We start from the raw sequence: 25,587 nt of genomic DNA, 5'->3' as shown, positions 1-25,587 counted from the left end.
CTGATTCTCGGCGTCAACGGCTTCATCGGCCACCACCTGACGCGCCGCATCCTGGAAACCACGCCGTGGGAGGTCTACGGCATGGACATGAACACGGACCGCCTGGGCGACCTCGTCGACCACCCGCGCATGCATTTCTTCGAGGGCGACATCACCATCAACAAGGAGTGGATCGAGTACAACATCCGCAAGTGCGACGTGGTGCTGCCGCTGGTCGCCATCGCCACCCCGGCCACCTACGTGCGCCAGCCGCTGCGCGTGTTCGAGCTGGACTTCGAGGCCAACCTGCCGATCGTGCGCGCCGCGGTCAAGTACCGCAAGCACCTGGTGTTCCCGTCGACCTCCGAGGTCTACGGCATGTGCGGCGACGAGGAATTCGACCCCGACGCCTCGCCGCTGGTCTACGGCCCGATCAACAAGCCGCGCTGGATCTACGCCTGCTCCAAGCAGCTGATGGACCGCGTGATCCATGCCTATGGCATGGAGCAAGGGCTCAATTACACGCTGTTCCGCCCCTTCAACTGGATCGGCGCGGGGCTGGACTCGATCTTCGAATCGAAGGAAGGCTCGTCGCGCGTGGTGACGCAGTTCCTGGGCCATATCGTGCGCGGCGAACCGATCAGGCTGGTCGACGGCGGCGCGCAGCAACGGGCCTTCGCCGACATCGCCGACGGCATCAGCGCGCTGATGCGCATCATCGAGAATCCCGGCGGCGTGGCCAGCGGCAAGATCTACAACATCGGCAACCCGGACAATATCCACTCGGTGCGCGAGCTCGCCGAGATGATGCTGAAGATGGCCGCCGACTACCCGGAATACGCGCAGCAGGCGCGCCTCACCCAAATCGTCGAGACCTCGTCGGGCGACTTCTACGGCAAGGGCTACCAGGACGTGCAGCACCGCGTGCCGAAGATCGACAACACCATCGAGGAGCTGGGCTGGCGCCCCGAGATCGGCATGGAAGCGTCGCTGCGGCGCATCTTCGAGGCGTACCGGGGCAAGGTGGTCGAGGCCCGCACGCTGGTCGATTCCGGCAACTGAACGCGCACCCACATGGCACGGATCGCCCTGAAGGTCGACGTCGACACGCTGCGCGGCACGCGCCAAGGCGTGCCCCGGCTGCTGTCGCTGCTGACGGCCGCGCAGGCGCAGGCCACCTTCCTGTTCAGCCTGGGCCCGGACCATACCGGCTGGGCGCTGCGGCGTGTGTTCCGCCCCGGTTTCCTGCGCAAGGTGTCGCGCACCTCGGTGGTGTCGAACTACGGCCTGCGCACGCTGATGTACGGCGTGCTGCTGCCCGGCCCGGATATCGGCCGCAAGGGCGCCGCCGAGATGCGCGCGGCGCGCGCCGCCGGGCATGAATGCGGCATCCACACCTGGGACCACGTCTACTGGCAGGACAACGTGCGCGAGCGCGATGCCGCCTGGACCCGCGACCAGATGCAGCGCGCCTTCGCGCGCTTTCGCGAAATCTTCGGCGAGCCCCCCGCCACGCACGGCGCCGCCGGCTGGCAGATGAACGAGGCCGCGTTCCGCCAGATCGATATCTGGGACATGGCCTACGCGTCCGACGGCCGCGGCACCGCGCCCTATATCCCCACCATCGGCGGCGTGCCATGCCGCCACGTGCAGATGCCGACCACGCTGCCGACGCTGGACGAGCTGATCGGCACCGACGGCCTGAGCGAGGACAACGTCCACACGGCCCTGCTGAAGCTGACCGAAGGCACGTGCGACCATGTGTTCACGCTGCATGCCGAGCTCGAAGGCGGCAAGCTCGCGCCCGTGTTCGAACGGCTGCTGGCAGGCTGGCTTGCACAGGGGCACGAGCTGGTGTCGATGGGCACGTGGTATCGCGGGCTGGATTGCGCGGCGCTGCCGCGCCTGCCGGTCACGTGGGGGGAGATACCGGGGCGCAGCGGGGAGTTGATCGTGCAGCCCGCTCCAGGCTGACGAACCGTCGCACCAAGCGATTGTGACTCCCTCTCCCGCACGCGGGAGAGGCGAGCAAACCAGCGGTGATGCTCACCCCCCGCGCCGCGCCCCCACCCGCAGCCCGTTGAACACCACCAGCAGGCTCGCTCCCATGTCGGCGAACACCGCCATCCACATCGTCCCCATCCCCAGCACCGTCAGCACCAGGAACACGGCCTTGATGCCCAGCGCCAGCGCGATGTTCTGCCTGAGGATGGTGGCGGTGCGGCGCGACAGCCGGACGAAGGCGGGGATCTTGCGCAGGTCGTCGTCCATCAGCGCCACGTCGGCGGTCTCGATCGCGGTGTCGGTGCCCGCGGCACCCATGGCGAAGCCGACGTCGGCACGCGCCAGCGCCGGGGCGTCGTTGATGCCGTCGCCGACCATGCCGATGCGGCCGCCGCGGGCATGGGCCGCGTCGGCCAGCGCGGCGATGGCATCGGCCTTGTCCTGCGGCAGCTGATTGCCGCGGGCCTCGTCGATGCCGACCTGCGCCGCGATCGCCTGTGCCGTGTGCGGATTATCGCCGGACAGCATCAGCGTCTTGACCCCCAGCGCATGCAGTTCGGCAATCGCCTGGCGGCTGGTGTCGCGCACGGTGTCGGCCACCGCGAACAGGGCCAGCGCGGTGGCCGCGCCGCGGCCGTCCACCCGCGCCAGCAGCACCACGGTCTTGCCCTCGCGCTCCAGCGCCTCCAGCCGCGCTTCCAGCGCCGGCGAGCACGCGCCCATCTCATGCACCAGCCGATGGTTGCCGAGCCGGTATTCCACGCCCTGCACGGTGCCGCGCGTGCCGCGCCCCGCCAGCGCCTCGAACGCCTCCACCGGCAGCGTGGCGATGCCGTCGGCCTGCGCCGCCGTGGCCACCGCGCGCGAGACCGGATGGTCGGAGCGCGCCGCCAGGCTGGCGGCAATGGCGCGCGCGTGCGGGACATCGTCGGCCAGCAGCGCATGGTCGGTCTGCGCCGGCTTGCCGTGCGTGATGGTGCCGGTCTTGTCCAGCGCCACCCAGGCCAACTCGCGGCCCTGCTCCAGGTAGACCCCGCCCTTGACCAGGATGCCGCGCCGCGCGGCCGCGGCCAACCCGCTGACGATGGTGACCGGGGTCGAGATCACCAGCGCGCACGGGCAGGCGATCACCAGCAGCACCAGCGCCTTGTAGATCCAGTCCACCCAGCCGCCGCCGGCCAGCAGCGGCGGCACCACCGCCACCGCCAGCGCGATCGCGAACACAGTAGGCGTGTAGATGCGCGCAAACTGGTCGACAAAGCGCTGCGTGGGCGCGCGGCTGCCCTGCGCGGCCTCCACCGCGTGGATGATGCGCGCCAGCGTCGAGTCGCTGGCGGGCGCGGTCACGGTGTATTCCAGTTCGCCGGACTGGTTGATCGAGCCCGCGTAGAGCGCATCGCCCTCGGCCTTGTCGACCGGCACGCTTTCGCCGGTGATGGGCGCCTGGTCCAGCGCCGACTGCCCGCGCACGACCTTGCCGTCGAGCGCCACGCGCTCGCCCGGGCGCAGCCGCACCAGCGTGCCGACCGCCACGCCGGCGGCCGGCACGGTGTCCCAGCTGCCATCGGCGCGCCGCACCGTGGCCAGTTCCGGCGCCATCGCCATCAGGCCGCGGATGGCATTGCGGGCCCGGTCCAGCGACGCCGCCTCGATGCGCTCGGCCAGCGCGAACAGCACCATGACCATCGCCGCTTCCGGCCACTGGCGCAGCAGCAGCGCGCCGGTCACGGCAATGCTCATCAGCGCGTTGATGTTCAGGTTGCCGTTGCGCAGGGCGATCCAGCCCTTGCGGTAGGTAGTGAGCCCGCCCAGCGCCACCGCGGCCAGCGCCAGCACCGCCGGCAGCCACGGCAGCCCAAGGCCCAGCCATTCCGTCGCCTCGGCCCCCAGCGCGGCGACACCGGCCAGCGCCAGCGGCCACCACGGCTTGCGTGCGGTGGTTTCGGGCAGGACCTGCTGCGCGGCTTCGGCACTGAGCGGGACCGGCCGCATGCCCAGGCTTTCGATGGCGCGGGCCACCGGCTCAGTCGACGGCAGCGTGTGGTGCACCGTCAGCACGCGCTGGATCAGGTTGAATTCGAGCGCGGCGATGCCGGCCATGCCGCCCAGCTTGTTGCGGATCAGCGTTTCTTCGGTGGGGCAATCCATGGCGTCGATGCGCCAGGCAGCGGTGCTGGCGCCGGCCGGTACCTCGACCCGAGGCGGCGGCGTCAGCGCGACGGTGGACGCACACCCGCCGCCGCAACACGCGGCAGGTGCCGGCTCCGGGGCGTGAGCGTGAGCGTGGCCGTGGTGATCGTGATCATGCGCATGGCAGGCGCCATGCTGCCCATCGTGCTTGACGGCGTGATCGTGTGGAAGAGCGTCTTCAGGTGACGTGCGAGCCATGTCTTGTTGTTCGCGCTGGTTTGACCTGATGACATTGAAGACCCTGTAGTGGCTACAGAGTCAAGCGGCATGGCCGCCGTGATGCCGGCCATGCCGCGGCGGGCCGCTAGTGCTCGCAGTTGACCATCCACGACATGCCGAAGCGGTCCACCAGCATGCCGAAGCCTTCGGCCCAGAAGGTCTTCTGGTATGGCACCACCACCTGCCCGCCTTCGCTCAGCCCTTCGAAGATGCGCTGGCCTTCGTCGCGGCTGACTCCGCCCACCGACAGGCTGAAGCCGCTGAACGCCGGGCGCTCGCCGGGACGGCCGTCGGAGGCCATCACCTGGTTCTCGCCGATCTGCAGGTTGGCGTGCATCACCTTGTCTTTCCAGTCCTCGGGCACCGCCATGCCCTGGTCCTGCGGCGCTTCCTTGTAGCGCATCGCAAACGTGACCTGCGCCCCCAGCACCTTGCCGTAAAAGGCCACTGCCTCGTCGAAGCGGCCGCCGAAATCCAGATAGGGTTGCACCTGCATGTAGCTCTCCTGGTTGTCCATCGGTTTGCATGACATGAGACCGGCGGGCACTGCGGGTCGCAGCGCGGCCGGCACGCGCGCCATTATGCGCGCGCGCCGGGCCAGTGCAAGTGCGGGGTTCAGGATACGGCGGCGGGGGTGGCAGCCGCCGGCATCGGCATCGGGTCGGCCGGGAACTGCAGCGTGAACACGGTCAGTCCGTCGACGCTGCGCACCGTCACGCTGCCGCCATGCAGCCGCATGATGGTGTCGACGATGGCCAGCCCCAGCCCCGTCGAAGCCGCCGAGTTGCGGCGCGACGGATCGGCGCGATAGAAGCGGCCGAAGATATGCGGCAGCGTCTCCGGCGGGATCGCCGGGCCCGGGTTGCTGACGCGGATACTGGTGCCCGTACCGCTGCCGGCGCCCGTGCCCGCGGCCGCGGGCGCAAGCGCGCGTGCCACGTCGACCCGCACCGTGCTGCCCGCCGGCGCGTGGCGCAGCGCGTTGTCGAGCAGGTTGGTCACCGCGCGCCGCAGCAGCGTCTGGTCGGCCTCCACCGGCGCGGAGCCGGAGACCGTCAGCACCACCTCGCGGTCCGCCGCCACGGCTTCGAAGTACTCGGCCATCTTGTCGAGTTCTTCGCGCGCGTCCAGCGTGCGCACGTCCAGCGCCACCTGCGCATGGTCGGCGCGCGCCAGGAACAGCATGTTCTCGATCATGCGGGCCAGGCGCTCGTATTCCTCCAGGTTGGATTCGAGCAGCGCCTCGTATTCGGCGGTCTTGCGGCTTTGCGCCAGCGTGACCTGGGTCTGCCCGATCAGGTTGCTGATCGGCGTGCGGAAGTCGTGCGCCAGGTCGGCCGAGAACTCGGACAGCCGTGAAAAGCTGTCCTGCAGCCGCGCCAGCATGTCGTTGAGCGCGGCCGCCAGCTCGCGCAGCTCCGCCGGCGCGCTGCCGACGTCGAGCCGCGTGGCCAGGCGGCTGGTGGTCACCGCGGCGGCGTCGGCGGCCATGCGCCGCAGCGGCCGCAGCGCGCGCCGCGCCAGCGCAAAGCCCAGCCCGGCGGCCACCGCGGCGCCGCACAGCGTGGCCCACAGCAACTGGTGGCGATATTCGCGGATCAGCGCGACGCGATAGCCGGCATCGCGCAGCACCACGATCTCCACGGCCTTGTCAGAGTCGCCCAGCTGGCCCAGCGCGGCAATGCCGCGCGAGGGCACGCCGTTCTTCGGGCGCCAGGTCTGCAGCATGCCCTTCTCGGGCTGCGTGGTGGCCGGCAGCACGCGCAGCGGCGGCACGGTCTCGTTGCGCGGGTTCAGCGTCACCAGCGGCTCGCCCTGGCGCGTGCGCACCACCAGGATCAGGCCCTCGTGGCCCATCGCGATATCGGCAAAGCGGTGGGTATCGGCGCGGATCTCGGCTTCGCTGCGCACCTCGCGCAGCAGGTGGCGCACCAGCAGCACCTCGCCCACCAGTTCGCTTTCATCGCGTCCTTCGAGCTGGGCCGACAGCGCGCTCGACAGGTAGGCCGCCACGCTGGCCAGGATCGCCGCGGTGGCGAGCCCGTAGGCCAGCGCCAGCCGCGTGGTAAGCGAAGACGGCAGCCGCATCATGCGTCCTGCACCCGCTCGTCGCCGTCGTCCAGCACATAGCCCATGCCGCGGCGCGTATGGATCAGCTTGCGCGGGAACGGGTCGTCGACCTTGGCGCGCAGGCGCCGGATCGACACGTCGACCACATTGGTGTTGCTGTCGAAATTGACATCCCACACCTGCGAGGCGATCAGCGAGCGCGACAGCACCTCGCCGCGCCGGCGCGCCAGCAGGTACAGCAGCGCGAACTCCTTCGAGGTCAGGTCGATCTTCTGGCCGGCGCGCACCACGCGGCGGCGGATGGCGTCGATCTGCAGGTCGGCCACTTCGATGAACTCGCTCTCGCGCAGCGGGCCGCGGCGCAGGATGGTGCGGATGCGCAGCACCAGCTCGGCAAAGGCAAAGGGCTTGACCATGTAGTCGTCGGCGCCGAGCTCGAGGCCCTTGAGGCGGTCCGACAGCTCGTCGCGCGCGGTCAGGAACAGCACCGGCGTGTCGCGCTCGCGGCGCAGTTCGCGCAGCACCTCCCAACCGTCCAGGCCGGGCAGCATCACGTCCAGCACGATCAGGTCATAGGGATGCTCGCGCGCGTGGGCCAGGCCGTCCGCGCCATCGCGCGCCAGGTCCACCACGAAGCCGGATTCGGTCAGCCCCTTGTGCAGGTAGTCGCCTGCCTTGGGTTCGTCCTCGACAATCAGGATACGCATGATTCAATCACTTTCGGGCGGCCCAGTGCCGCCATGGCGTAACGCTAGCCGAGGATGGCGGCAAATGGGTAAAGATTGCAGAAATGTCATCGCCATGCCAACGCATTGCCACGGCCTGGCCGCGCAAATCCCCGGTAGAATGCGCGCTCACCTTCCCTGCGCGCGACTGTCCCGCGCGCATCGTCTCCCATTCTGCCGGTTTCCCTGCGATGAAACGCCTGCCTGATTCCTTGTTGCTGTCCCTGGCCCTGCTTGCGCCCGCTGCGGGCATCGCGGCGGACGCCCGGATGTGCGGCGCAGTGCAGGCGGCTGGCCTGTCGCTGCCGGACCGGCACGTTGCGGCCAAGCTGGCGGCGGAAGCGTCGCTGGATGGCGCTGGCGACGCAGGCTGCGGCGGTAGCGCGGTGCGCGTGATGGCCGAGCCGGCCGGCGCCGGCGCGCCGTTGCAGCTGGGCGAGACGGATGGTCCGCAGGACCCTGCCGCGGGCAACGCCCCGCAGTCGGCCGCGGCTGGCGACGTGCTGCGCGAGCTGCCGCCCGAGGTCTTCGTGCACCGCTCTCATGCGGCGCCCATGGCGACGCCGGCGGCATTCACCGGCATCCTGCCGATGCTGCCGGTGCTGCGGCTGCTGCCCCCGCACTGCTGAGCGCGACGCTGCGCAAATTTAAAGTGGATTTAACCGCGGCTTAATCGACGCGGAAGAATTCGATCGACTGCCCGGCGTTGACCGCCCGCTGCAGCCAGTCAGGATATTCACCCTGCCCGTCCCAGCTCTGGCCCAGGGCATTGCGGTACAGCGGGCGCGCGCCCGCGGGCTTCGGCGCCGCGGCGGGGGCCGCCGACGGCGCGGACTCTTCGGCGCCCGCCGATGCCGCTGCAACGTTGTCGAAACACCCGGCCTCGACCAGGTCGTCGAGGGTCAGGGCATGACGGTCCATTTGCTCGCGGATCCACGCCACCGCAGCGAGTTTGGCTGAATCAGACTCGGACATGACTCTTGTGAGAGGCCCGCTGCATTTCCGCGGGCAATGAAAAACCGGCGATGGAACCACAGGCCGGTCGGACAGCCATGATTCTACAGCCTTTGCCCGGCGGCAGCTTCTCCGGCGTGCTGGCGGTGCCGACTAATGCCCGCGGGATGACGGCATTGTCATGTGGCAGTCATGCTCGTGTGGGTGGCCGCCACCTAGACTAGCCACACCGCCGCCCATCCCGGGCCGGCAACCTTACGGAGAAGCGATCCATGCATGCACTCAGGCAAGTCTTTGTCGCCACCGCCCTTATTGCCGGCGTTGCCGGCGCCGCGCAAGCCGCGCCACGCAGCGTCGATCCGTTCAGCGATGGCGCGCACAGCGTTACCAGCACGCGCAGCCCGTTCACCGACGGAGCCCACACCGCCACCGGCACCCGCAGCAGCTTTACCGACGGCGAACACACCGCGACCGGCGCGCGCAACCCGTTCGCCGACGGTGCCCACAACCCCAACGGCCCGCGCGACAGCTTCAGCGACGGCGCCTGATGGCCCCTGACGGCTCATTAAAGCGCCGCGCGGCGCGCCTTCGTCAGCGCACCTCGCCGTAGATACGGCGCGCATCGGCCGCATCCGCGATCGGCCGGCCCAGCGTCAGCCCGCCCTGCACCGCCTGCGCCACCAGCGCATGGTTGCCGGGCGCACGGCTGCCGTCGCGCAACAGCAGATTGTTCTCGAAGCCCACCCGCACATGGCCGCCGAACGCGGCGGCCGCGGTCACGCAGGCATTCTCCTCGCGACCGAACGCGCAGATCGCCCACGGCAGCGCATCGCCGCCCTCGGCCGCGGCCTGCAGGAACGGCAGCAGGTCGTGCGGCGATGACACCTGTCCCGCCGCATAGCGTCCCAGTACATACAGCACCGACCACGCGCCCGGCGGCACCATGCCGCGCGCGCGCATTTGCTGCCAGCGGCGCACGTCGGCTGCGTCATACAGGATCACCTGCGTCATCACGCGTTCGCGTGCCAGCCAGGCGAAGAACGCCGCCAGCTCGCTGTCCGCGACCTCCGGCACCGCGACTTCGCGCAGGCCGACCGAGACCGCCTCGGGGCGCAGCGCGCGCACCATCGCCATCTGCTCGGCTGCCTGGTACACGCCGGCGGCCTCGCTGGTCACCTGCACCAGCAGCGCGTCGCCGACGGCCTGCCTGACCGCCGCCAGCGCGTCGCGGTAGGTCTGCACATCGAGCGAATGGCGACCGTCGGCATCGCGCACATGCATATGCATCATGGCGGCGCCGGCATCGAGGCAGGCGCGCGCCTCCGCCGCCAGCGCCGCGGCGGTCAGCGGCACCGCGGGATGGTCGCTGGCGCGCTTGTAGGCACCGTTGGGCGCCACGGTGACGATCAGCGGCGATTCGGCCAGTGCGGCGCGCTGGGGGACAGGCCGGGTGCCGGCTTGGGATGGGGTATCGGTCATGGCTGGATCTCGGGCAGTTCGGGGGCGATCAGCGCCAGGCCGGCGCGCAGCAGTTGGTCATAGCGCGCGCGCTCGGCGGCGATGCTTTCAGGCGTCCACGCGTAGAAGCCTTCGCCGCGCTTCATGCCGTGGCGGCCGTCGGCGGCGCGCTCGGACAGGCAGCGCGCGGGATGGTCGTCGTTGCAGAAGGTCGGGTACATGGTGGCGCCGGCCGCCGCATGGACGTCGATGCCGGCGTGGTCGCGCTGCAGCACCGGTCCCGCCGCCAGGAAGCGGAAACCGAAGCCGAAGCGCACCGCCGCGTCGACGTCCTCGGGCGAGGCAATGCCGCGGTCGATCAGGCTGAAGGCCTCGCGCGACAGCGCATGCTGCAGCCGGTTGGCGAGGAAGCCGGGCAGGTCCTTGCGTACCTTCACCGGCACCATGCCGCAGCGGCGCATGAACGCGGCGAGCGCGTCGGCATGGCGCTCGTCGCTGGCCTCTCCCAGCACCACCTCGACCAGCGGCACCAGGTGCGCCGGCATGAAGAAGTGCAGGCCAAGCATGCGTTCGCGCGTGTCCAGGCCGGCGCCGATCGCGCTGATCGGGAAGCTGGAGCTGTTGCTGGCCAGCAGCGTATCCGGGCGCGCACGCGCGACCAGCTCCGCAAAGAGCGCCTGCTTCAGCGCCAGGTCCTCGGGAATGCATTCGATCACCAGGTCGACCGATGGCCAGTCGACGGCGTCGAGCGTCGCGGCCACCGCAAGGCGCTCCGCGCCCGCTTCACGGCCGATCGCGGCGAGGTTGGCGCGCACGCGCGCGGGCAGCGCGCCGGCACGCCCGGCATCCGGCTCGACAATGGTGGTGCGGCACAGCGCGCGGGTCAGCACCACGGCGACATCGGCGCCCATGGTGCCGCCGCCCACCACCACGGCGTGGGTGGCGCCCGGCCGGCTGAGGGTGGATGGCGTTGCGGCGGGGGTGGCGTTGGGCATGGTTTCTCCTGGCATCCCGCCAGTGTAGAGAACCCGCTTTGATTGAAGAAGTCGATTCTCTGGATAAAATGATCACCAAATCAGATCAATCGACTTGAGGGTCCGGCCACGGATGCCGCCGGACCGCTGCTGCCATGAACATCAACCTGTCGATGCGCGACATCGAAACCACGCTGGTGCTGGGCCGCACCCTGAACTTCCGCCAGGCCGCGAGCCAGCTGCACCTGTCGCAATCCGCCCTGTCGACGCAGATCCTGCGCATCGAGGAAGCGCTGGGCGTGCGCCTGTTCGACCGCACCACCCGCACCGTGCGCCTGACCGCGGCGGGCCAGGTCTTCATGCAGCAGGCCGCGCTGCTGCAGGCGGCGTTCCGCGGCGCCATCGACGCCGTGACCGGCATCGCCAGCGCCGAGCGCGGCCAGGTGGCCGTGGCCGCGCTGCCCTCGCTGGCGGCGCGGGTGCTGCCGCGGGTGCTGATGGCCTACCACCAGGCTCGCCCCGAGGTGGCACTGAAGGTGTTCGACACCCTGTCGGGGCCGGCCTTCGACCTGGTCCGCGCCGGCGAGGTGGATTTCGCGCTGACCGCCGCCAACCCGCAGCAGGCGGACCTGCAGTACGAGCCGCTGCTGTCGGACCGCTTCGTGCTGCTGATCCCGTCGGCGCACCCGCTGGCGCGCAGCCCCGGACCGCTGCGCTGGGCCGACACCGCCGCCACGCCGCATGTGTCGATGACCCATCCCAGCAGCGTGCGCCAGTACGCGGAATGGGCCTTCCTGCAGAACCGCATCCGCTTCCAGCCGGTGTTCGAGGCCGAACGCCTGGCCACCATCGCGGCCATGGTCGAATGCGGCTTCGGCGTGGCCGCGCTGCCCGAGATCGCCGCCGGCACGGTGCGCCAGCCCGGCATTGTCGAGCGGCTGCTGACCGCGCCGGTGACCGAGCGCTCGATCGGCCTGGTCACGGCGCGCAACCGCAGCCTGTCGCCGGCGGCGGCCGAGCTGGCGGCGGCCGTGCGCGCGCGGCTGGCCAGCTCGCCGCTGCAGGATGCGGCGCCGGAGGCCGGCGCATGAGCATCATCGTCGATATCCTGATCCTGGCCGGCGTGCTGCTGGCCATCGTCGCCGTGGTGCAGGTGGCCGCGGCGCGGCTGGTGCTGCCTGAATCCACGCTGCTGTCTGCCATCGGCATCGCCATCGGCGCGGGCTATGTGGCGATCGACGCCGCCCACCCCGACTTTGCCCGCCACTTCCTGCATCCGCTGATCGACCCGGCCTTGCCGCCCGAGGCCTACCTGTGGATCTTCCTGCCGCCGCTGCTGTTCCACGCCGCGCTGACCGCCGACGTGCGCGGCATGCTGCCCGACGCGGCGCCGATCCTGCTGCTGGCAGTGGTTGCGGTGGTGGTGGCCACCGGTGTCATCGGCGTGGTCACCGCGGCGGCCAGCGGCATGCCGCTGGCGGTGTGCCTGCTGCTGGGCGCGGTGGTGGCCACCACCGACCCGGCCGCGGTGATCGCGATCTTCCGCGACGTGGGCGCGCCGGCGCGCCTGATCCGGCTGGTGGAGGGCGAAAGCCTGCTCAACGATGCCGCCGCCATCGCCATCGTCGGCGTGCTGGTGGCGATGCTGACCGGGCACGGCGCGCAGGCGACGCTGGCGGCGGGGCTGCGCGAGCTGGCCTGGGCCTTTGTCGGTGGGGTGCTGTGCGGCGCGCTGGCCGGGCGGCTGGTGTCCGACCTGCTGCCGCGGCTGGCCGGCCTGGCCATGGCGGAAAGCGCGCTGACCCTGGCGCTGCCCTACCCGCTCTACCTGCTGGCCGAGCAACTGCTGGGCGTGTCGGGCGTGGTCGCGGTGGTGTGCGCCGGCCTGATGGTCAGCGCGCTAGGTCCCACGCGCCTGGCGCCGCCCAACTGGCGCCACCTGCGCATGATGTGGGAGCAGTTCGCCGGGATCGCCGGCGCCGTGGTGTTCCTGCTGGCCGCGGTGCGCGTGCCGTCGATGCTGGCGGGCGTGACCGGGCATCATGGCTGGTTGCTGCTGGCGCTGGTGCTAGCGGCGCTGGCGGCGCGCCTGCTGACGCTGTTCGGGCTGCTGCCGCTGCTGTCCGGGCTGCGGCTGAGCGCGCCCATCGATGGCGCCTTCAAGCTGGCCATCGCCTGGGGCGGGCTGCGCGGCGCGGTGACCCTGGTGCTGGCGCTGGGCATCGCCGAGAACAGCGACCTGCCCTACGAAACGCGGCATTTCGTCGCCATCCTGGCGACCGGCTTCGTGCTGGTCAGCCTGCTGCTCAACGGCACCACGCTGCGCGCGCTGATCCACCGGCTTGGCCTCGACCAGCTTTCGCCGCAGGAGCGCGCGCTGCAGCTGCAGGCGATCCGCCTCTCCACCGAGGAGGTCGAGGCGATGCTGGCGCGCGTGGCCGACTCGTTCGACCTGCCGCCCGCGATCGCGCGCGAGGCGGCGCAGAAATACCGGCACGGCATCGAGCTGGGCTCGGCGGAATTCGACTTCGACACCGCCCTGTCCGAGCGCGACCGCCTCAGCATCGGCCTGGTCACGCTGGCCACGCGCGAGCGCGAGCTGATTCCGGAATACGGCGACGGCGTGATCTCGGTGGCCAACCTCGACGCGATGATGCGCAACACCGCGCAGATGATCGACGCGGCGCGCGAGCAGGGCCGCATCGGCTACAACCGCGCAGCGCGGCATATCCTGGACTATCACCTGGGCTTCAAGGTGGCGCTGTTCCTGCATCGCCGGCTCGGCATCGATCGCCCGCTGGCGCGCGCGCTGGCCGACCGCTTTGAACTGCTGATCTGCCGCCAGACCGTGCTGGACCGGCTGCGCCGCTACAACCGCTCGATGCTGACGCCGGTGTTCGGCGCGCGCATGGCGACCGTGCTCGACGGAGTGCTGGAAGACCGCTCGCGCGCCGCTGCCGAAGGCCTGGCTGACATGCGCGGCAAGTTCGGCGCCTATACCGTGGCGCTGGAGCGGCGCCTGCTGATGCTGTTCGCGCTGCGCAAGGGTCGGCTGTCGCTGGAAGCGATGCGCGAGGAGGCGGTGATTTCCAAGGAAGCGTTCAACCAGATCGCCCAGGTGATCCAGCAGGCGTGGAACGCCAGCCTGGTGCGCCCGCCGCTGGGCGACGTCACGGAAGCTGCGACCGGGCCCGGCGTGGCGCCGGGCCCGCAGCCGCAAGGCGGCGTAACCAGAGGGGCTTCAGGAAGGGTCTTTGGTGCGGGTACGCGAGACGGCCGCCATGATGCCGATGCCGAGCACGATCAGGCAGGCAATGCCGATATAGACCGGCGCCAGCCCGGCCGTCGACAGGCCCCAGGCAATGCCGCCCACCAGGACCAGCAGGCCGATGATATATAGCGCGAATGACATGAGTCGGCTCCTTCGGGGGTGCAACCTGTGTTCAATGTAGGCAGCGTGCGCGGCGCCAGGGATAGGACAAGGGCGGATGCTGGCGTAGGCGGGTTCTGACCCGCTTGTGACTTGTCAGGGTCCTCGCCGCCGCCCACGGGCTGTCATGGCCCGGTGCCGGCAGTTCTGTATCTGTCCGGGGCGCCACCCGGCCCGTATACTCGCGGGACCGGCGCCGCCGCGCCGCACCGATTCCAGACATCAAACAAGCAACGGAGCAGCAGCATGCGTGTCGCATTCCTCGGACTGGGCGTGATGGGTTTCCATATGGCCGGCCACCTCGCCGCCAAGGGCCACGAGGTCACGGTCTATAACCGCACCGCCGCCAGGGCCCAGGCCTGGGTCGAGCGCTTCGGCGGCAAAGCCGCCGCCACCCCCGCGCAGGCGGTGCGCGATGCGCAGGTGGTCTGCTCCTGCGTTGGCAACGACGACGACCTGCGCGCGGTGCTGACCGGGCGCGACGGCGCCTTCTTCGGCGCGCCCAGCGGCTGCATCTTCGTCGACCACACCACCGCCAGCGCCAACGTCGCGCGCGAGCTGTACGCGGCGGCCGGCGAGCGCGGCCTGCACTTTGTCGATGGCCCGGTCTCGGGCGGCGAAGTGGGCGCGGAAAAAGGCATCCTGACCATCATGTGCGGCGGCGACGCCGACGCCTTTGCGCAGGCCGAACCGGTCATCGCCGCCTACGCGCGCGCCGTGACCCGCATCGGCGCATCCGGCGCCGGGCAGCTGGCCAAGATGGTCAACCAGATCAGCATCGCCGGCCTGATCCAGGGCCTGTCCGAGGCCATTGCCTTCGGCGAGCGCGCGGGCCTGGACATGCGCCTGGTGCTGGACGTCATCAGCAAGGGCGCGGCCGGTTCCTGGCAGCTCGAGAACCGCGGCCCCACCATGATCGACAACCGGTTCGACTTCGGCTTCGCCGTGGACTGGATGCGCAAGGACCTTGGCCTGTGCCTGGACGAATCCCGCCGCAACGGCGCGGCCCTGCCGGTCACGGCGCTGGTGGACCAGTTCTACGCCGACCTGCAGCAGATGGGCTGTGGCCGCGCCGACACCTCGTCGCTGATCAAGCGGCTGCGCCAGCACAGCGACCAGGTCTGAGGCCACGGACGCTCCACCCCTGCCGTCGTCCGATTCCTACAGGGCAATCGGCGCTTCACGGAAGGGCCGCGCCGCGTCACACGCCTAAAGTGGTCGCATGAGGGCCCGGCCGCTGCGATGGCTTCCCCGAGACGTGGTGCGGCGGGCCCGGCCACGAGGCAGGAGACCATCATGTGGAAACTCGCAGGCGCGCTTCTGGTAGGCGCAAGCATGGCGCTGGCCGGCTGTACGGCGGCGGGCGCGGTCGCCGGCGGTGTCGCCGGCCATGAACTGACCGACGGCAGCGCCGCCGGCACCATCGGCGGCGCCGTGGTGGGTGGTGTGATCGGCCACGAGCTCAGCGACTGACGGGTCGCTCCGTCCCACCGGGCACCAGGCCGCCGCGCGCGGCCTGGCCTGTTTTGGCCGTGGGTTACGCCGCGTGGCCGGACGGCCGGCGCAGGTGCCGCCACAGCAGCATCGGCAGCCGCACCACGAAGCCGGCCAGCAGCCGCAGGTGCATGCCGGTCAGCAGCAGGTTGTCGCGCAGGTAGCGGAAGTGGGAGACGCCGCCCTCGCGCCGATCGAAGTAGCGCACCGGGGCGTCGAGGTTGATAGGACGCACGCCGCGCCAGCACAAGCGCACCGCCACCTCCGGATCGAAATCGAAACGCCGCATCCAGCGGCTGCCATGCATCACCGCACGCAGCGGCGCGATCGGGTAGACGCGAAAGCCGAACAGCGAATCGCCGATACCGGCCCACAGCGTCTCCACATCCACCCAGAAATTGGACATGCGCCGCCAGTAGACCCGCTCGCGCGGGGCGCTGGCGTCGAAGCGCGGGCGGCCCAGCACCATCGCGCCGGGGTCGCGCTGCGACGCCGCCATGAATGCGGGGATCAGGTGGGCCGGATGCTGGCCGTCGGAGTCCATCACCAGCACATGCGTGTAGCCCGCCGCCGCGGCGTGTTCGATGCCGCGCAGCACCGCGGCGCCCTTGCCCTGGTTGCTTGGCAGCACCAGCACCTGCAGCCCGGGGTCGGCGGCGGCCTGCGCCTGCAGCCATTGCGTGCTGCCGTCGGTGCTGCCGTCGACCACCACCCAGACCGGGGTCCAGGCCGCGCGCGCGCCGCGCAGCACCTCCTGCAGGCGCGCGCCGGGGTTATAGCTGGGGATCAGCACCAGGTGGGTCGCCGAAGGCGGGGCACCGCCTTCCACCAGCGCCGGCGCGGGCGTGGCTTGCTGCGGCATGTCGTGGTCCTGTGCGGGCTGGAGGAAACAGTGGCTGGGCTAGCGGGTGCGGTGTTGCGCCAGGTAGGCGGCCAGGCTGCCCAGTGAGGTGAAGATGGTCTTGTTGTCGGGATTGTCCGAGCGCAGTTCGACGCCGTACTTGCGCGACACCAGCAGGGCGATCTCGAGAATATCGATCGAATCCAGCCCGAAGCCTTCGCCATAGAGCGGAGTGGCGGCGGTGATGTCCTCCAGCCGCAGTTCGGCGATGTCGAGTTCGTCGAGGATCAGGCGGGCAAGTTCGGTTTCGAGTTCGGTCATGTTGCTAGATGGCTGGAACGCCGCTGCGCCGCCCGTGCCGGGCAAGTCGGTCCCGGTGCGGGCGTCGGGCACCCGAATGCTATCAAACGGGCCATTCCCGGGCCAGTCGAGATAAGTTTAGTAACAACATCAACAACCTATTGGGGAATCATGATCGCGTCCGGAGGGTCTTTTGGGGTATAAAGCGTTCGCTTCGCGTGCCACTTGGCGCCTTTCCGGCGCACCGCAAGCCAAGCGCCTTACGCAACACACCAAGCTCTCACAAATGCCTTCGAGCCAGCCGTTCGACCGCCGTTCCCCGCCCGCCGCCATGCCTGCGCCGGACGCTGCCGCCCCGTGGTGGCGGCGCCATGCCTGGATCGGCGCGGTGGCAGCCTTCGTGGTCTACGAGTCGGCCCTGCATCGCGCGGCGCACCAGCCGGGCGCCGAGGTGGCCGCGCTGTGGCTCGGCGCGGCGCCGTTCCTGCTGATCGGCTTCGTCGCCTGCCGCCGGCTGGCCGGACGCGTGCCCGCCCTGCTGGCGCTGCTCGCCGCGTGCGCGGCGCTGTGGCTGTGGCGCGCACCGCTGTCCGGCCATTTCGGCTGGACCTACTATTTGCAGCATGCGGGCGCCAATGCCGCGCTGGGGGCAATGTTCGCGCTCAGCCTGCGCCGCGGCCGCACCCCGCTCTGCACCCAGATCGCCAGCGCCATCCACGGCCCGCTGTCCGCCGCGCATGCGCGCTACACGGTGCGCGTGACCCAGGCCTGGACGCTGTTCTTCGCGGCAATGGTGGGGGTGTCGACGCTGCTGTTCGTGCTTGCGCCGGTGGCGGCCTGGTCCAGCTTCGCCAACCTGGCCACGCCGCTGCTGATCGCGCTGATGTTCGCGGGCGAGGCCCTGTACCGCCGCATCGCCTTTCCGGGCATGCGCCACCGGGGGCTGCTCGACGCGGTGCACGGCTACCGCGCGCTGATGACGGCCCGTGCGGCCCGGCCCGGGTTGCCGCGCTGACGCGCCGCCATCCGGCCCCGGCCCCGCGTAACAGGCACAGGCTCCGTCCATGACCTCATTCCCCATCGTTGCCCACGCTGCGCCCGACGACACCATCGCCTGGGTGCACGGACGGCCCGTCACCGTGCGGCAGTTCCTCGCCGATACGGCCCGCCTGGCAGCGGCCTTGCCTGCCGGTACCCTTGGCGGCCACGTCTTCAACGCCTGCACCGACCGCTACCGCTTTACCGTCGGCCTGTGCGCGGCGCTGCTGGCGGGCAAGCCCACGCTGCTGCCGCCCTCGCACACGCCCGAGACGGTGCGCCAGCTGCTGGCCTTCGCGCCCGACGCCTTCTGCCTGCATGACCAGCCCGACGCGGCCTTCGACATGCCGGCGCTGCACTACCACGATGGCCTGGCCGCCACCGCCGCCGACGGTCCCGTCGAGATCCCGCAGATTCCGGCGGCGCAGGTGATGGCCTACGTATTCACGTCCGGTTCGACCGGCACGCCGGTGCCGCACCGCAAGACCTGGGGCGCCATGGTCGGCAGCGCGCGCGCCGCGGCGCAGCGGCTCGGCCTGCTCGACGGGCGCGCGTGGACGCTGGCGGGCACGGTGCCGCCGCAGCATATGTTCGGCCTTGAAGCCACCGTGATGCTGGCACTGCAGGGCCGCGCGGCGCTGGTAGCCGCGCCGGCGTTCTATCCGGCCGACGTCAGCGCGGCACTGGCCGCGGTGCCGGCGCCGCGCGTGCTGGTCAGCTCGCCGGTGCATCTGCGCACGCTGGTGCAGTCCGGGGTCGCCATGCCCGCGGCCGACCTGGTGCTGTGCGCCACCGCGCCGCTGGGACGCCAGCTCGCCGCCGAGACCGAGGCGCTGTTCGGCGCGCCGCTGTGCGAGATCTACGGCAGCACCGAGACCGGACAACTTGCCACCCGCCGCACCGCCCAGGAAGACACGTGGACCCTGGTGCCCGGCGTGCGGCTGCAAGCCCGCCCCAACGCCGCCGCTGACGATACCGAAACCTGGGCCGAGGGCGGCCATATCGAGCAGCCGGTGGCGCTGGGCGACGCCATCGCGCCGCTCGACACGCAGCGCTTCCTGCTACATGGGCGCAAGGCCGACCTGCTCAATATCGCCGGCAAGCGGACTTCGCTGGGCTACCTGAATCACCAGCTCACCGCCATTGACGGCGTGCGCGACGGCGCGTTCTTCATGCCCGACGACGCGCATGAAGGCGACGCGCACGGGCACGTGGTGCGGCTGGTGGCCGTGGTGGTGGCGCCGGGCGTGGCGCCGGCCCGGCTGCAGCAGGCGCTGCGCGAACGGATCGACCCGGCCTTCATGCCGCGCCCGCTGTACTTTGCCGAGCGCCTGCCGCGCAATGCCGCGGGCAAGCTGCCGCGCGAGGCGCTGGCCGCGCTGGTGGCAACCCTGTCCGGCGCGCATGACCGCGCTGCCGCGTTGCCGCCAGGCTTTGTCATCGACGCCGGCCATCCTGCCATGGCCGGCCATTTCCCGGGCCATCCGATCGTGCCGGGCGTGGTGCTGCTGGACCATGCCGTGCTGGCGCTCGGCACCGCGCTGGGCCGCCCGCTTGCAGTCGCGCAGGCGAGCCTGCTGAAGTTCCTGAGCCCGGTGCGCCCGGGCGAGCGCGTGGAGGTGCTGCACCAGTCCGAGGCGGCAGCCGATGGCGCCGAGACCATCCGCTTCACGCTGCGCAGCGCCGGGCGCGATGTCGCCAGCGGCACGCTGCAGGTGCGCACCAACTCGCCGCAAGCCGGAGCCTTGCCATGCTGAGCTGGCTGTGGCGGCGACAGGCGCCGCTGGACACGGAATGGTCCAGCCGCAAAGAGCGCGGCAGCATCACGCTGCTGCGCGTCATGACGTGGATCTCGCTGGCACTGGGCCGGCCCGCCGGACGCGTGGTGCTGCGGGCCATTGCCGCCTACTTCATGCTGTTCGCGCCGGCGGCACGCCATGCCTCGCGCGCGTACCTGGACCGCGTGCTCGGACGCCAGGCCGGCTGGAGCGACGGCTACCGCCATGTGTTCACCTTCGCCTCGACCATCCACGACCGCATCTACCTGCTAAACGGGCGCTTCGACCTGTTCGACATCCGCCTGCATGGCGAGCACCTGCTGGAAGCGGCGATGGCGCGCGGCCGCGGCGCCATCCTGCTGGGCGCGCACCTGGGCAGCTTCGAGGTGGTGCGCGCGCTGGGACGGCGCCACCCCAACATGGAGGTCGCGATCACCATGTACGAAGAGAACGCGCACAAGCTCAACGACGTGCTGCAGTCGATCAATCCGGCCATGCGCCAGGACGTGATCGCGCTGGGCCGCTTCGACACCATGCTGCGCGTGCGCGACTACCTGGACCGCGGCTATATGATCGGCATGCTGGCCGACCGCACACTGTCGCAGCGCGCCACCGACCCGGTGCAGCAATGCAGTTTCCTCGGCGCGCCGACAGGTTTCCCAACCGGCCCGCTGCGCATGGCGGCCATGCTGCGCCGGCCGGTGTTCTTCATCACCGGCCTGTACCGCGGCGGCAACCGCTACGACGTCCATTTCGTGCCGCTGGCGGACTTCACCGAGACCGCGCGCGGCCAGCGCGAAACGGCGGTGCAGGCGGCGCTGGCGGACTACGTGCGGCTGCTGGAGCGGTTCAGCCGCAGCGCCCCGTACAACTGGTTCAACTTCTATGACTTCTGGCACGCCGGCCCGCCGCTGTCCGAACAGCCGCCGCCGGGGAACGAGCCCTAACCCGTGAGCCGCCATTGATGTTCTTCTCCGCGCGCCCTTTCCGCTATTCGTTGTCGACCCTGCTGGCAAGCGCACTGCTTGCGCTGGCGCCGCTGCCGGCCACGGCAGCACCCGCCTCATCCGCGGCGCCGGCCGCCACCGCCGCGTTCGGCGTCGACCAGCTGATGTCCACGCTGGCGCAGCGCAAGTCGGGGCGCGTGTTGTTTACCGAGACCAAGTACCTGGCGCTGCTCGACAAGCCGGTGCAGTCGTCGGGCGAACTGCGCTTCACCGCGCCCGACCACCTGGAAAAGCGCACGCTCTCCCCCAAGGCGGAAAACCTGCTGCTGGACGGCGACATGCTGACGGTCGAGCGCGACGGCAAGCGCTACACCATGCCGCTGCAGAACTACCCCGAGATCGCCGCGTTTATCGAGAGCATCCGCGCCACGCTGGCCGGCAACCGCGATGCGCTGGAGCGCTACTACAAGCTCGGCGTCGAGGGCCGGGCCAGCCGCTGGACGCTGACGCTGACGCCGGCTGACTCGCGCCTGGCCGCGGCCGTCAGCCAGGTGCGTATCGAAGGCAGGCAGGATGTGCTGGACCAGGTCGAGATCCGGCAGGCCGACGGTGACCGCTCGGTGATGAAGATCCGGCCGGCCGCGAGCCGATGAGCGCGGCACCGCGCCGCCTGGCGCTGGCGCTGTGGGTGCTGGCACTGCTGGCCTGCGCCGCAGTCGTCAGCCGCACCAGCTTCACCGCCGACCTGTCCGCCTTTTTGCCGCGGCTGCCCAGCGCCGAACAGCAGTTGCTGGTGAACCAGCTGCGCGACGGGCTGGTATCGCGCCTGATCCTGGTCGGCATCGAAGGCGGCGATGCCGATGGCCGCGCCAGGGTCTCGCGCGCGATGGCGGCGCAACTGCGTAGCGACCCGCGCTTCGCCTCGGTGCAGAACGGCGAGCCGGTCAACCAGGCGGCGGACCGCGAATACGTGTTCGCGCACCGTTACCTCCTCAGCCCGGAGGTCACGCCGGAGCGGTTCAGCGAACACGGCCTGGCCCAGGCAGTGAACGATTCGTTCGCGCTGCTGGCCTCCTCGGCCGGGCTCTTCACCAAGTCGTTGCTGCCGCGCGATCCCACCGGCGAGGTCGCGGCGATGCTGGCCCAGCTCGATGCCGGCCAGCGCGTGCCGATGCATGCGGGCGCGTGGGCCTCGCGCGACGGCAAGCGCGCGCTGCTGCTGGCGCAGACCACCGGCGCGGGCTCGGATACCGATGCGCAGGCAGAGGCGATGGCGGCCGTGCAGCAAGCCTTTGCCAGCGCCGCCGCGAACGGCCCCTACCAGCTGGTGATGACGGGCCCGGGCGTGTTCTCGGTCAAGGCGCGCGACACCATCCGGCACGACGTCGAGCGGCTCTCGACCATCGGGCTGGCCATTATCGTCACGCTGCTGCTGGCGGTGTACCGCTCGGTGCCGCTGCTGGTGCTGGGGCTGGTGCCCGTGTTCAGCGGCGCGCTGGCAGGCATTGCCGCGGTCAGCCTGGGTTTCGGCGGCGCGGTGCATGGCCTGACGCTGGGCTTCGGCACCACGCTGATCGGCGAGGCGGTCGACTATTCGATCTACCTGTTCGTGCAGTCCGCGCAGTACACAAGCAATGGCCGGCGCGACGAACGCGCCTGGCTGGGCGGCTTCTGGCCGACGGTGCGGCTGGGGGTGCTGACCTCGGTCTGCGGCTTTGCGTCGCTGCTGCTGTCGGGATTCCCGGGACTGGCGCAGCTGGGCCTGTATTCGATCGCGGGGCTCGTCACCGCCGCGCTGGTCACGCGCTTCGTGCTGCCGCAGCTGGTGCCGGCCACGCTGCAGCTGCGCGACGTCGCACCGCTCGGCCGCAAGCTGCAATGGCTGACGCAGCGCGCGCCCCGGTTGCGCTGGCTGGTGCTGCTGCTTGTAGCGGGCGCCTGCGTGGTGCTGGTCCAGCATCGCGGCACGCTGTGGGGCCGGGAACTGCAGGCGCTGAGCCCGGTATCGGCCAGCGACCAGGCGCTGGATACCTCGCTGCGCGAAAACCTGGGCGCACCGGACGTGCGCTACCTGGTGGTGGTGTCGGGGCCGGACCAGGAATCCGTGCTGCAGGGCGCGGAACGCGTCGCGCATGAACTGGAACCGCTGGTGGCGCAGAACTTCATCGGCGGCTACGAGAGCCCCGCGCGCTACCTGCCCAGCGCGGCGACCCAGCGCGAGCGCCAGGCCAGCCTGCCGCCTCCCGATGTGCTGGCGCAGCGGCTGCATGCCGCCATCGCCGGCCAGCCGGTGCGCGCATCGGTGTTCGGGCCCTTTCTGGCGCAGGCCGAAGCGGCCCGCACCGGTCCCCTGCTGCAACGCGAGAGCCTGCGCGGCACCTCGATGGCACTGGCGGTCGACGCGTTGCTGGTGCATCGCAACGGCCGCTGGAGCGCGACGCTGCCCCTGCGCGCGCCGGTGCATGCCGCAGGCCATGCCAGCGCCGCCGACGGCGTAGACAGCGCGGCGGTGCGCGCCGCGATCCAGCGGGCGGGCGTGCCCGATACCCTGTTCGTCGATCTCAAGGGCGAATCGGACCGGCTCTATGCCGGCTACCTGCGCGAGGCCCTGCTGCTGTCGCTGGCCGGACTGCTGGCGATCATCGCCCTGCTGGCGCTGGCGCTGCGCTCGCCGCGGCGGGTGCTGGCGACAGTACTGCCGCTGGCCGCCGCCGCGGTGGTGGTGCTGGGCGGACTGGCGGCGCTGGGCCAGCCGCTGACGCTGCTGCACCTGGTGGGCCTGCTGCTGCTGGCCGCGGTCGGCTCCAACTACGCACTATTCTTTAATGGCCCGGCGGCAGACGGCCAGGAGGCTGGTGCTTCGCCGCACACGCTGGTGTCGCTGCTGCTGGCCAACCTGACCACGGTCGCCGCGTTCGGCCTGCTGTCGCTGTCGAGCCTGCCGCTGCTGCAGGCATTCGGCCTGACGGTCGGCCCCGGCGCCGTGCTGGCGCTGTGGTTTTCGGCCATCCTCGCGCCCGCGGCCTCGCCCGCGGCAGCGGCGAAGGCCGGGAGTGCAACATGAAGCCGCTATCCGCACCGGGCGTTGCCCTGCCCGGGCGTCCTCCCAGCCGCCCATGGCGGCCGACCCCGCTGCTCTATGGCGCCGCCGCGGTGCATGTGGGCGCCGTCGGCGCGATGCTCGCTTATCCGCAAGGCCTGGGCTGGGGCCTGGCCGGCATCGGCGCATCCCATGTGGCGATGTGCGCGGCCGGCCTGTGGCCGCGCAGCACCTGGCTCGGCCCCAACCTGCTGCGCCTGCCGCCATCGGCGGAAGGCTGCGTGGCGCTGACCTTCGACGATGGCCCCAACCCGGACCTGACGCCGCGGGTGCTCGACCTGCTCGACCAGCACGGCGCCAGCGCGACGTTTTTCTGCATCGGCGAGCGCGCCGCGGCGCATCCCGAACTGGTGCGCGAGATCGTGCGCCGTGGCCACGCCGTGGAAAACCACAGCATGTACCACCGGCTGCACTTCTCCACCTTCGGGCCCGGCCGCATGCAGCGCGACATTGCCGCCGCGCAGCTGCTGCTGACCGAGATCACCGGCCAGACGCCACGCTTCTTCCGCGCCCCGGCGGGGCTGCGCAATCCTTTCCTTGAGCCGGTGCTGTGCCGGCTGGGGCTGCAACTGGCGGCCTGGACCCGGCGCGGCTTCGATACCCTCAGCGGCAACCACGCCGCGCGCGTGGCGCGGCGCCTCGCCGGCAGCCTGGCCGCGCGCGACATCCTGCTGCTGCACGACGGCAACCCCGGCCTGGACCCTGCCGGCCAGCCCCACTGCACCACCGTGCTGCCAGGCCTGCTGGACGCGATCGAACGGGCCGGGTTGCGCTGCGTGACGCTGCGCGCCGCCGTGCCGCCGGGCTGAGCCGCCGCGGCTTGTTACAATTGCCGCTGCCTTCAGAGATTCCTTCCATTCGCCTCACCGAAGCTGTGTCCCCGCTCCTGTTCTCGCATTTCACGGCCACCAGCTGCCTCGGCGCCGGCCTCGACGCCACGCTGGCGGCGCTGCGCGCGCAGCGCGGCGGCCTGGCGCCGTGCCGCTTCGGCGACGTTGCCCTCGATACCTATGTCGGCGAAGTGGCCGGCCTGGACGCCGTCACGCTGCCGGCCGCGCTGGCCGAGTTCGACTGCCGCAACAACCGGCTGGCGCAGCTGGCGCTGGAGCAGGACGACTTTGCCGCACGCGTGCGCGAGGCGGCGGCGCGCTACGGCGCCCACCGCATCGGTGTCTTTCTCGGCACCAGCACCGCGGGCGTGCTGCAGACCGAACTGGGCTACCGCCAGCGCGATCCGGCCAGCGGCGCGCTGCCGCCGGACTTCCACTACGGCGGCACGCACAACCCCTACTCGCTGCCGGCGTTCCTGCGGCAGCAACTGGGCCTGACCGGGCCGGCGGCGGCGGTGTCGTCGGCGTGCTCGTCCGGAGCCAAGGTGTTCAGCTCGGCGCGGCGCATGCTCGAGGCCGGGCTGATCGATGCGGCAGTGGTGGGCGGCGTCGACTCGCTGTGCCACACCACGCTGTACGGCTTCAATGCGCTGGAGTTGTTGTCGCGCCAGCCGTGCCGGCCCTACGACGTGGCCCGCAATGGCATCTCGATCGGCGAAGGCGCGGTGTTCGGCCTGCTCGAACGCGTGACCGGCACGGAGGCGGACGATGCCATCCTGCTCGCAGGCATCGGCGAATCGAGCGATGCGCACCATATGTCGACACCGCACCCGCAGGGGCTGGGGGCACGCATGGCAATGGCGCAGGCGCTGGCCGGCGCAGGCCTCGCGCCGGAGCAAGTCGGCTACGTCAACCTGCACGGCACCGCCACGCGCAGCAACGACGCCGCCGAAGCGCTGGCCATGGCCGCGGTGCTGCCCGGCACGCCGTGCAGCTCGACCAAAGGCGCCACCGGCCATGCACTCGGCGCGGCCGGCGCCCTCGAAGCCGTGATCTGCGCGCTGGCGCTGCGCCACGGCCTGGTGCCGGCCGGCATCAACACCACGCAGCCGGACCCCGCGCTCGATGTGAACTACCAGCTCGCCAACCAGGACACGCCGTTGCGCTACGCGATGAGCAATGCGTTCGGTTTCGGTGGATCCAACTGCAGCCTGCTGTTCGCCCGTGCGGACGCAGTTGCTCACTGAGCCAGCGTC

The 25,587-nt window shown here is 70.9% G+C and carries 23 protein-coding genes and 1 pseudogene; 15 read left to right on the top strand and 9 right to left on the bottom strand.

The window, feature by feature from the left end; genetic code table 11:
- Window positions 1-1,041 (top strand): bifunctional UDP-4-keto-pentose/UDP-xylose synthase (locus AC3FMM_RS18750; protein WP_488687257.1); only part of this gene is annotated, 1,041 nt, incomplete at its 5' end.
- Window positions 1,042-1,053: 12 nt separating this feature from the next.
- Entirely contained in the window at window positions 1,054-1,953 is a 900-nt protein-coding gene (locus tag AC3FMM_RS18745) for a polysaccharide deacetylase family protein (RefSeq protein WP_488687256.1), read from the top strand.
- A 72-nt stretch (window positions 1,954-2,025) separates the two neighbouring features.
- Here the strand turns inward: AC3FMM_RS18745 and AC3FMM_RS18740 are convergent, their stop codons facing one another.
- The 4 genes from AC3FMM_RS18740 to AC3FMM_RS18725 form a co-directional block, all read right to left on the bottom strand.
- Window positions 2,026-4,131, bottom strand: coding sequence for a heavy metal translocating P-type ATPase (locus AC3FMM_RS18740; RefSeq protein ID WP_240987841.1), 2,106 nt, complete (start codon window positions 4,129-4,131; stop codon window positions 2,026-2,028).
- Between the two features lie 346 nt (window positions 4,132-4,477).
- Window positions 4,478-4,888: a VOC family protein gene (locus AC3FMM_RS18735; protein WP_115683701.1), complete on the bottom strand. Its 411-nt coding sequence runs from the start codon at window positions 4,886-4,888 to the stop codon at window positions 4,478-4,480.
- Between the two features lie 119 nt (window positions 4,889-5,007).
- On the bottom strand, window positions 5,008-6,483 hold the full coding sequence (locus tag AC3FMM_RS18730) for a heavy metal sensor histidine kinase (RefSeq protein ID WP_488687255.1): 1,476 nt from the start codon (window positions 6,481-6,483) through the stop codon (window positions 5,008-5,010).
- Entirely contained in the window at window positions 6,480-7,169 is a 690-nt protein-coding gene (locus AC3FMM_RS18725) for a heavy metal response regulator transcription factor (RefSeq protein WP_018008628.1), read from the bottom strand. Before AC3FMM_RS18725 ends, AC3FMM_RS18730 begins: the two co-directional genes overlap by 4 nt.
- A 209-nt stretch (window positions 7,170-7,378) precedes the next feature.
- On the opposite strand from AC3FMM_RS18725, the gene AC3FMM_RS18720 reads away from it, so the two are divergent.
- Window positions 7,379-7,816: a hypothetical protein gene (locus tag AC3FMM_RS18720; RefSeq protein WP_115713066.1), complete on the top strand. Its 438-nt coding sequence runs from the start codon at window positions 7,379-7,381 to the stop codon at window positions 7,814-7,816.
- Window positions 7,817-7,856: 40 nt separating this feature from the next.
- Here AC3FMM_RS18720 and AC3FMM_RS18715 read toward each other — a convergent pair whose 3' ends face one another.
- Window positions 7,857-8,108 (bottom strand): H-NS family nucleoid-associated regulatory protein, encoded by a 252-nt coding sequence (locus AC3FMM_RS18715; RefSeq protein ID WP_373429557.1) that lies wholly within the window; start codon window positions 8,106-8,108, stop codon window positions 7,857-7,859.
- Between the two features lie 305 nt (window positions 8,109-8,413).
- Here AC3FMM_RS18715 and AC3FMM_RS18710 point away from each other — a divergent pair, with 305 nt between their 5' ends.
- Window positions 8,414-8,689 (top strand): hydroxyquinol 1,2-dioxygenase, encoded by a 276-nt coding sequence (locus AC3FMM_RS18710; protein ID WP_115713064.1) that lies wholly within the window; start codon window positions 8,414-8,416, stop codon window positions 8,687-8,689.
- A gap of 43 nt (window positions 8,690-8,732) precedes the next feature.
- On the opposite strand, the gene AC3FMM_RS18705 is transcribed toward AC3FMM_RS18710, so the two are convergent.
- Together AC3FMM_RS18705 and AC3FMM_RS18700 are read right to left on the bottom strand one after the other, a co-directional pair.
- Window positions 8,733-9,620 (bottom strand): beta-keto acid cleavage family enzyme, encoded by an 888-nt coding sequence (locus tag AC3FMM_RS18705; protein WP_326347310.1) that lies wholly within the window; start codon window positions 9,618-9,620, stop codon window positions 8,733-8,735.
- Complete coding sequence (locus AC3FMM_RS18700; RefSeq protein WP_488687254.1) at window positions 9,617-10,594, bottom strand: 3-hydroxyacyl-CoA dehydrogenase family protein; 978 nt, start codon at window positions 10,592-10,594, stop codon at window positions 9,617-9,619. The genes AC3FMM_RS18705 and AC3FMM_RS18700 overlap by 4 nt, the downstream gene beginning before the upstream one ends.
- A gap of 134 nt (window positions 10,595-10,728) precedes the next feature.
- Here AC3FMM_RS18700 and AC3FMM_RS18695 point away from each other — a divergent pair, with 134 nt between their 5' ends.
- From AC3FMM_RS18695 to AC3FMM_RS18680, 4 genes and pseudogenes are all read left to right on the top strand, one after another.
- The gene (locus AC3FMM_RS18695) at window positions 10,729-11,664 is read left to right on the top strand and encodes a LysR family transcriptional regulator (RefSeq protein ID WP_488687253.1); all 936 of its coding nucleotides are present in this window, start codon (window positions 10,729-10,731) and stop codon (window positions 11,662-11,664) included.
- A complete protein-coding gene (locus AC3FMM_RS18690; protein WP_115713061.1) occupies window positions 11,661-13,973 on the top strand; it encodes a cation:proton antiporter in 2,313 nt (770 codons plus the stop codon). Before AC3FMM_RS18695 ends, AC3FMM_RS18690 begins: the two co-directional genes overlap by 4 nt.
- A 270-nt stretch (window positions 13,974-14,243) precedes the next feature.
- Window positions 14,244-15,128, top strand: a pseudogene (locus tag AC3FMM_RS18685) (NAD(P)-dependent oxidoreductase); the annotation flags it as partial.
- 171 nt (window positions 15,129-15,299) lie between these two features.
- Complete coding sequence (locus AC3FMM_RS18680) at window positions 15,300-15,476, top strand: glycine zipper 2TM domain-containing protein (protein WP_092309867.1); 177 nt, start codon at window positions 15,300-15,302, stop codon at window positions 15,474-15,476.
- A gap of 64 nt (window positions 15,477-15,540) precedes the next feature.
- Here AC3FMM_RS18680 and AC3FMM_RS18675 read toward each other — a convergent pair whose 3' ends face one another.
- Together AC3FMM_RS18675 and AC3FMM_RS18670 are read right to left on the bottom strand one after the other, a co-directional pair.
- Entirely contained in the window at window positions 15,541-16,359 is an 819-nt protein-coding gene (locus tag AC3FMM_RS18675) for a glycosyltransferase family 2 protein (protein ID WP_116314559.1), read from the bottom strand.
- A gap of 39 nt (window positions 16,360-16,398) precedes the next feature.
- Complete coding sequence (locus tag AC3FMM_RS18670; protein ID WP_062802929.1) at window positions 16,399-16,659, bottom strand: phosphopantetheine-binding protein; 261 nt, start codon at window positions 16,657-16,659, stop codon at window positions 16,399-16,401.
- 265 nt (window positions 16,660-16,924) lie between these two features.
- Between AC3FMM_RS18670 and AC3FMM_RS18665 the strand changes: the two genes are divergently transcribed.
- The 7 genes from AC3FMM_RS18665 to AC3FMM_RS18635 all read left to right on the top strand — a co-directional run bounded on the left by AC3FMM_RS18665 (window position 16,925) and on the right by AC3FMM_RS18635 (window position 25,578).
- Complete coding sequence (locus AC3FMM_RS18665; RefSeq protein ID WP_240991322.1) at window positions 16,925-17,653, top strand: COG4648 family protein; 729 nt, start codon at window positions 16,925-16,927, stop codon at window positions 17,651-17,653.
- Window positions 17,654-17,702: 49 nt separating this feature from the next.
- Window positions 17,703-19,433, top strand: a complete 1,731-nt coding sequence (locus AC3FMM_RS18660) for an AMP-binding protein (RefSeq protein WP_326347308.1) — start codon at window positions 17,703-17,705, stop codon at window positions 19,431-19,433.
- On the top strand, window positions 19,427-20,401 hold the full coding sequence (locus AC3FMM_RS18655) for a lysophospholipid acyltransferase family protein (RefSeq protein WP_115682670.1): 975 nt from the start codon (window positions 19,427-19,429) through the stop codon (window positions 20,399-20,401). The genes AC3FMM_RS18660 and AC3FMM_RS18655 overlap by 7 nt, the downstream gene beginning before the upstream one ends.
- A gap of 17 nt (window positions 20,402-20,418) precedes the next feature.
- Window positions 20,419-21,054 (top strand): LolA-related protein, encoded by a 636-nt coding sequence (locus AC3FMM_RS18650; RefSeq protein ID WP_488687252.1) that lies wholly within the window; start codon window positions 20,419-20,421, stop codon window positions 21,052-21,054.
- Window positions 21,051-23,465: an MMPL family transporter gene (locus AC3FMM_RS18645; protein ID WP_488687251.1), complete on the top strand. Its 2,415-nt coding sequence runs from the start codon at window positions 21,051-21,053 to the stop codon at window positions 23,463-23,465. The genes AC3FMM_RS18650 and AC3FMM_RS18645 overlap by 4 nt, the downstream gene beginning before the upstream one ends.
- A complete protein-coding gene (locus AC3FMM_RS18640) occupies window positions 23,462-24,310 on the top strand; it encodes a polysaccharide deacetylase family protein (RefSeq protein WP_488687250.1) in 849 nt (282 codons plus the stop codon). The genes AC3FMM_RS18645 and AC3FMM_RS18640 overlap by 4 nt, the downstream gene beginning before the upstream one ends.
- A 65-nt stretch (window positions 24,311-24,375) precedes the next feature.
- Complete coding sequence (locus AC3FMM_RS18635) at window positions 24,376-25,578, top strand: beta-ketoacyl-[acyl-carrier-protein] synthase family protein (RefSeq protein ID WP_488687249.1); 1,203 nt, start codon at window positions 24,376-24,378, stop codon at window positions 25,576-25,578.
- The last annotated feature ends 9 nt before the right edge of the window (window positions 25,579-25,587 follow it).

The organism is Cupriavidus sp. 207A1 (genome assembly GCF_057798955.1).
This window is presented reverse-complemented; position numbering and strand designations above follow the sequence as displayed.

Excerpts from the sequence above, each read along its gene's own strand:
- AC3FMM_RS18680 (WP_092309867.1), top strand. The coding sequence starts at position 15,300 with ATGTGGAAACTCGCAGGCGCGCTTCTGGTAGGCGCAAGCATGGCGCTG.
- AC3FMM_RS18655 (WP_115682670.1), top strand. The coding sequence starts at position 19,427 with ATGCTGAGCTGGCTGTGGCGGCGACAGGCGCCGCTGGACACGGAATGG.
- AC3FMM_RS18710 (WP_115713064.1), top strand. The coding sequence starts at position 8,414 with ATGCATGCACTCAGGCAAGTCTTTGTCGCCACCGCCCTTATTGCCGGC.
- AC3FMM_RS18730 (WP_488687255.1), bottom strand. The coding sequence starts at position 6,483 with ATGATGCGGCTGCCGTCTTCGCTTACCACGCGGCTGGCGCTGGCCTAC.
- AC3FMM_RS18650 (WP_488687252.1), top strand. The coding sequence starts at position 20,419 with ATGTTCTTCTCCGCGCGCCCTTTCCGCTATTCGTTGTCGACCCTGCTG.
- AC3FMM_RS18675 (WP_116314559.1), bottom strand. The coding sequence starts at position 16,359 with ATGCCGCAGCAAGCCACGCCCGCGCCGGCGCTGGTGGAAGGCGGTGCC.
- AC3FMM_RS18690 (WP_115713061.1), top strand. The coding sequence starts at position 11,661 with ATGAGCATCATCGTCGATATCCTGATCCTGGCCGGCGTGCTGCTGGCC.
- AC3FMM_RS18670 (WP_062802929.1), bottom strand. The coding sequence starts at position 16,659 with ATGACCGAACTCGAAACCGAACTTGCCCGCCTGATCCTCGACGAACTC.
- AC3FMM_RS18720 (WP_115713066.1), top strand. The coding sequence starts at position 7,379 with ATGAAACGCCTGCCTGATTCCTTGTTGCTGTCCCTGGCCCTGCTTGCG.
- AC3FMM_RS18695 (WP_488687253.1), top strand. The coding sequence starts at position 10,729 with ATGAACATCAACCTGTCGATGCGCGACATCGAAACCACGCTGGTGCTG.
- AC3FMM_RS18640 (WP_488687250.1), top strand. The coding sequence starts at position 23,462 with ATGAAGCCGCTATCCGCACCGGGCGTTGCCCTGCCCGGGCGTCCTCCC.
- AC3FMM_RS18705 (WP_326347310.1), bottom strand. The coding sequence starts at position 9,620 with ATGACCGATACCCCATCCCAAGCCGGCACCCGGCCTGTCCCCCAGCGC.
- AC3FMM_RS18665 (WP_240991322.1), top strand. The coding sequence starts at position 16,925 with ATGCCTTCGAGCCAGCCGTTCGACCGCCGTTCCCCGCCCGCCGCCATG.
- AC3FMM_RS18645 (WP_488687251.1), top strand. The coding sequence starts at position 21,051 with ATGAGCGCGGCACCGCGCCGCCTGGCGCTGGCGCTGTGGGTGCTGGCA.
- AC3FMM_RS18740 (WP_240987841.1), bottom strand. The coding sequence starts at position 4,131 with ATGGATTGCCCCACCGAAGAAACGCTGATCCGCAACAAGCTGGGCGGC.
- AC3FMM_RS18660 (WP_326347308.1), top strand. The coding sequence starts at position 17,703 with ATGACCTCATTCCCCATCGTTGCCCACGCTGCGCCCGACGACACCATC.
- AC3FMM_RS18715 (WP_373429557.1), bottom strand. The coding sequence starts at position 8,108 with ATGGACCGTCATGCCCTGACCCTCGACGACCTGGTCGAGGCCGGGTGT.
- AC3FMM_RS18700 (WP_488687254.1), bottom strand. The coding sequence starts at position 10,594 with ATGCCCAACGCCACCCCCGCCGCAACGCCATCCACCCTCAGCCGGCCG.
- AC3FMM_RS18735 (WP_115683701.1), bottom strand. The coding sequence starts at position 4,888 with ATGCAGGTGCAACCCTATCTGGATTTCGGCGGCCGCTTCGACGAGGCA.
- AC3FMM_RS18745 (WP_488687256.1), top strand. The coding sequence starts at position 1,054 with ATGGCACGGATCGCCCTGAAGGTCGACGTCGACACGCTGCGCGGCACG.
- AC3FMM_RS18725 (WP_018008628.1), bottom strand. The coding sequence starts at position 7,169 with ATGCGTATCCTGATTGTCGAGGACGAACCCAAGGCAGGCGACTACCTG.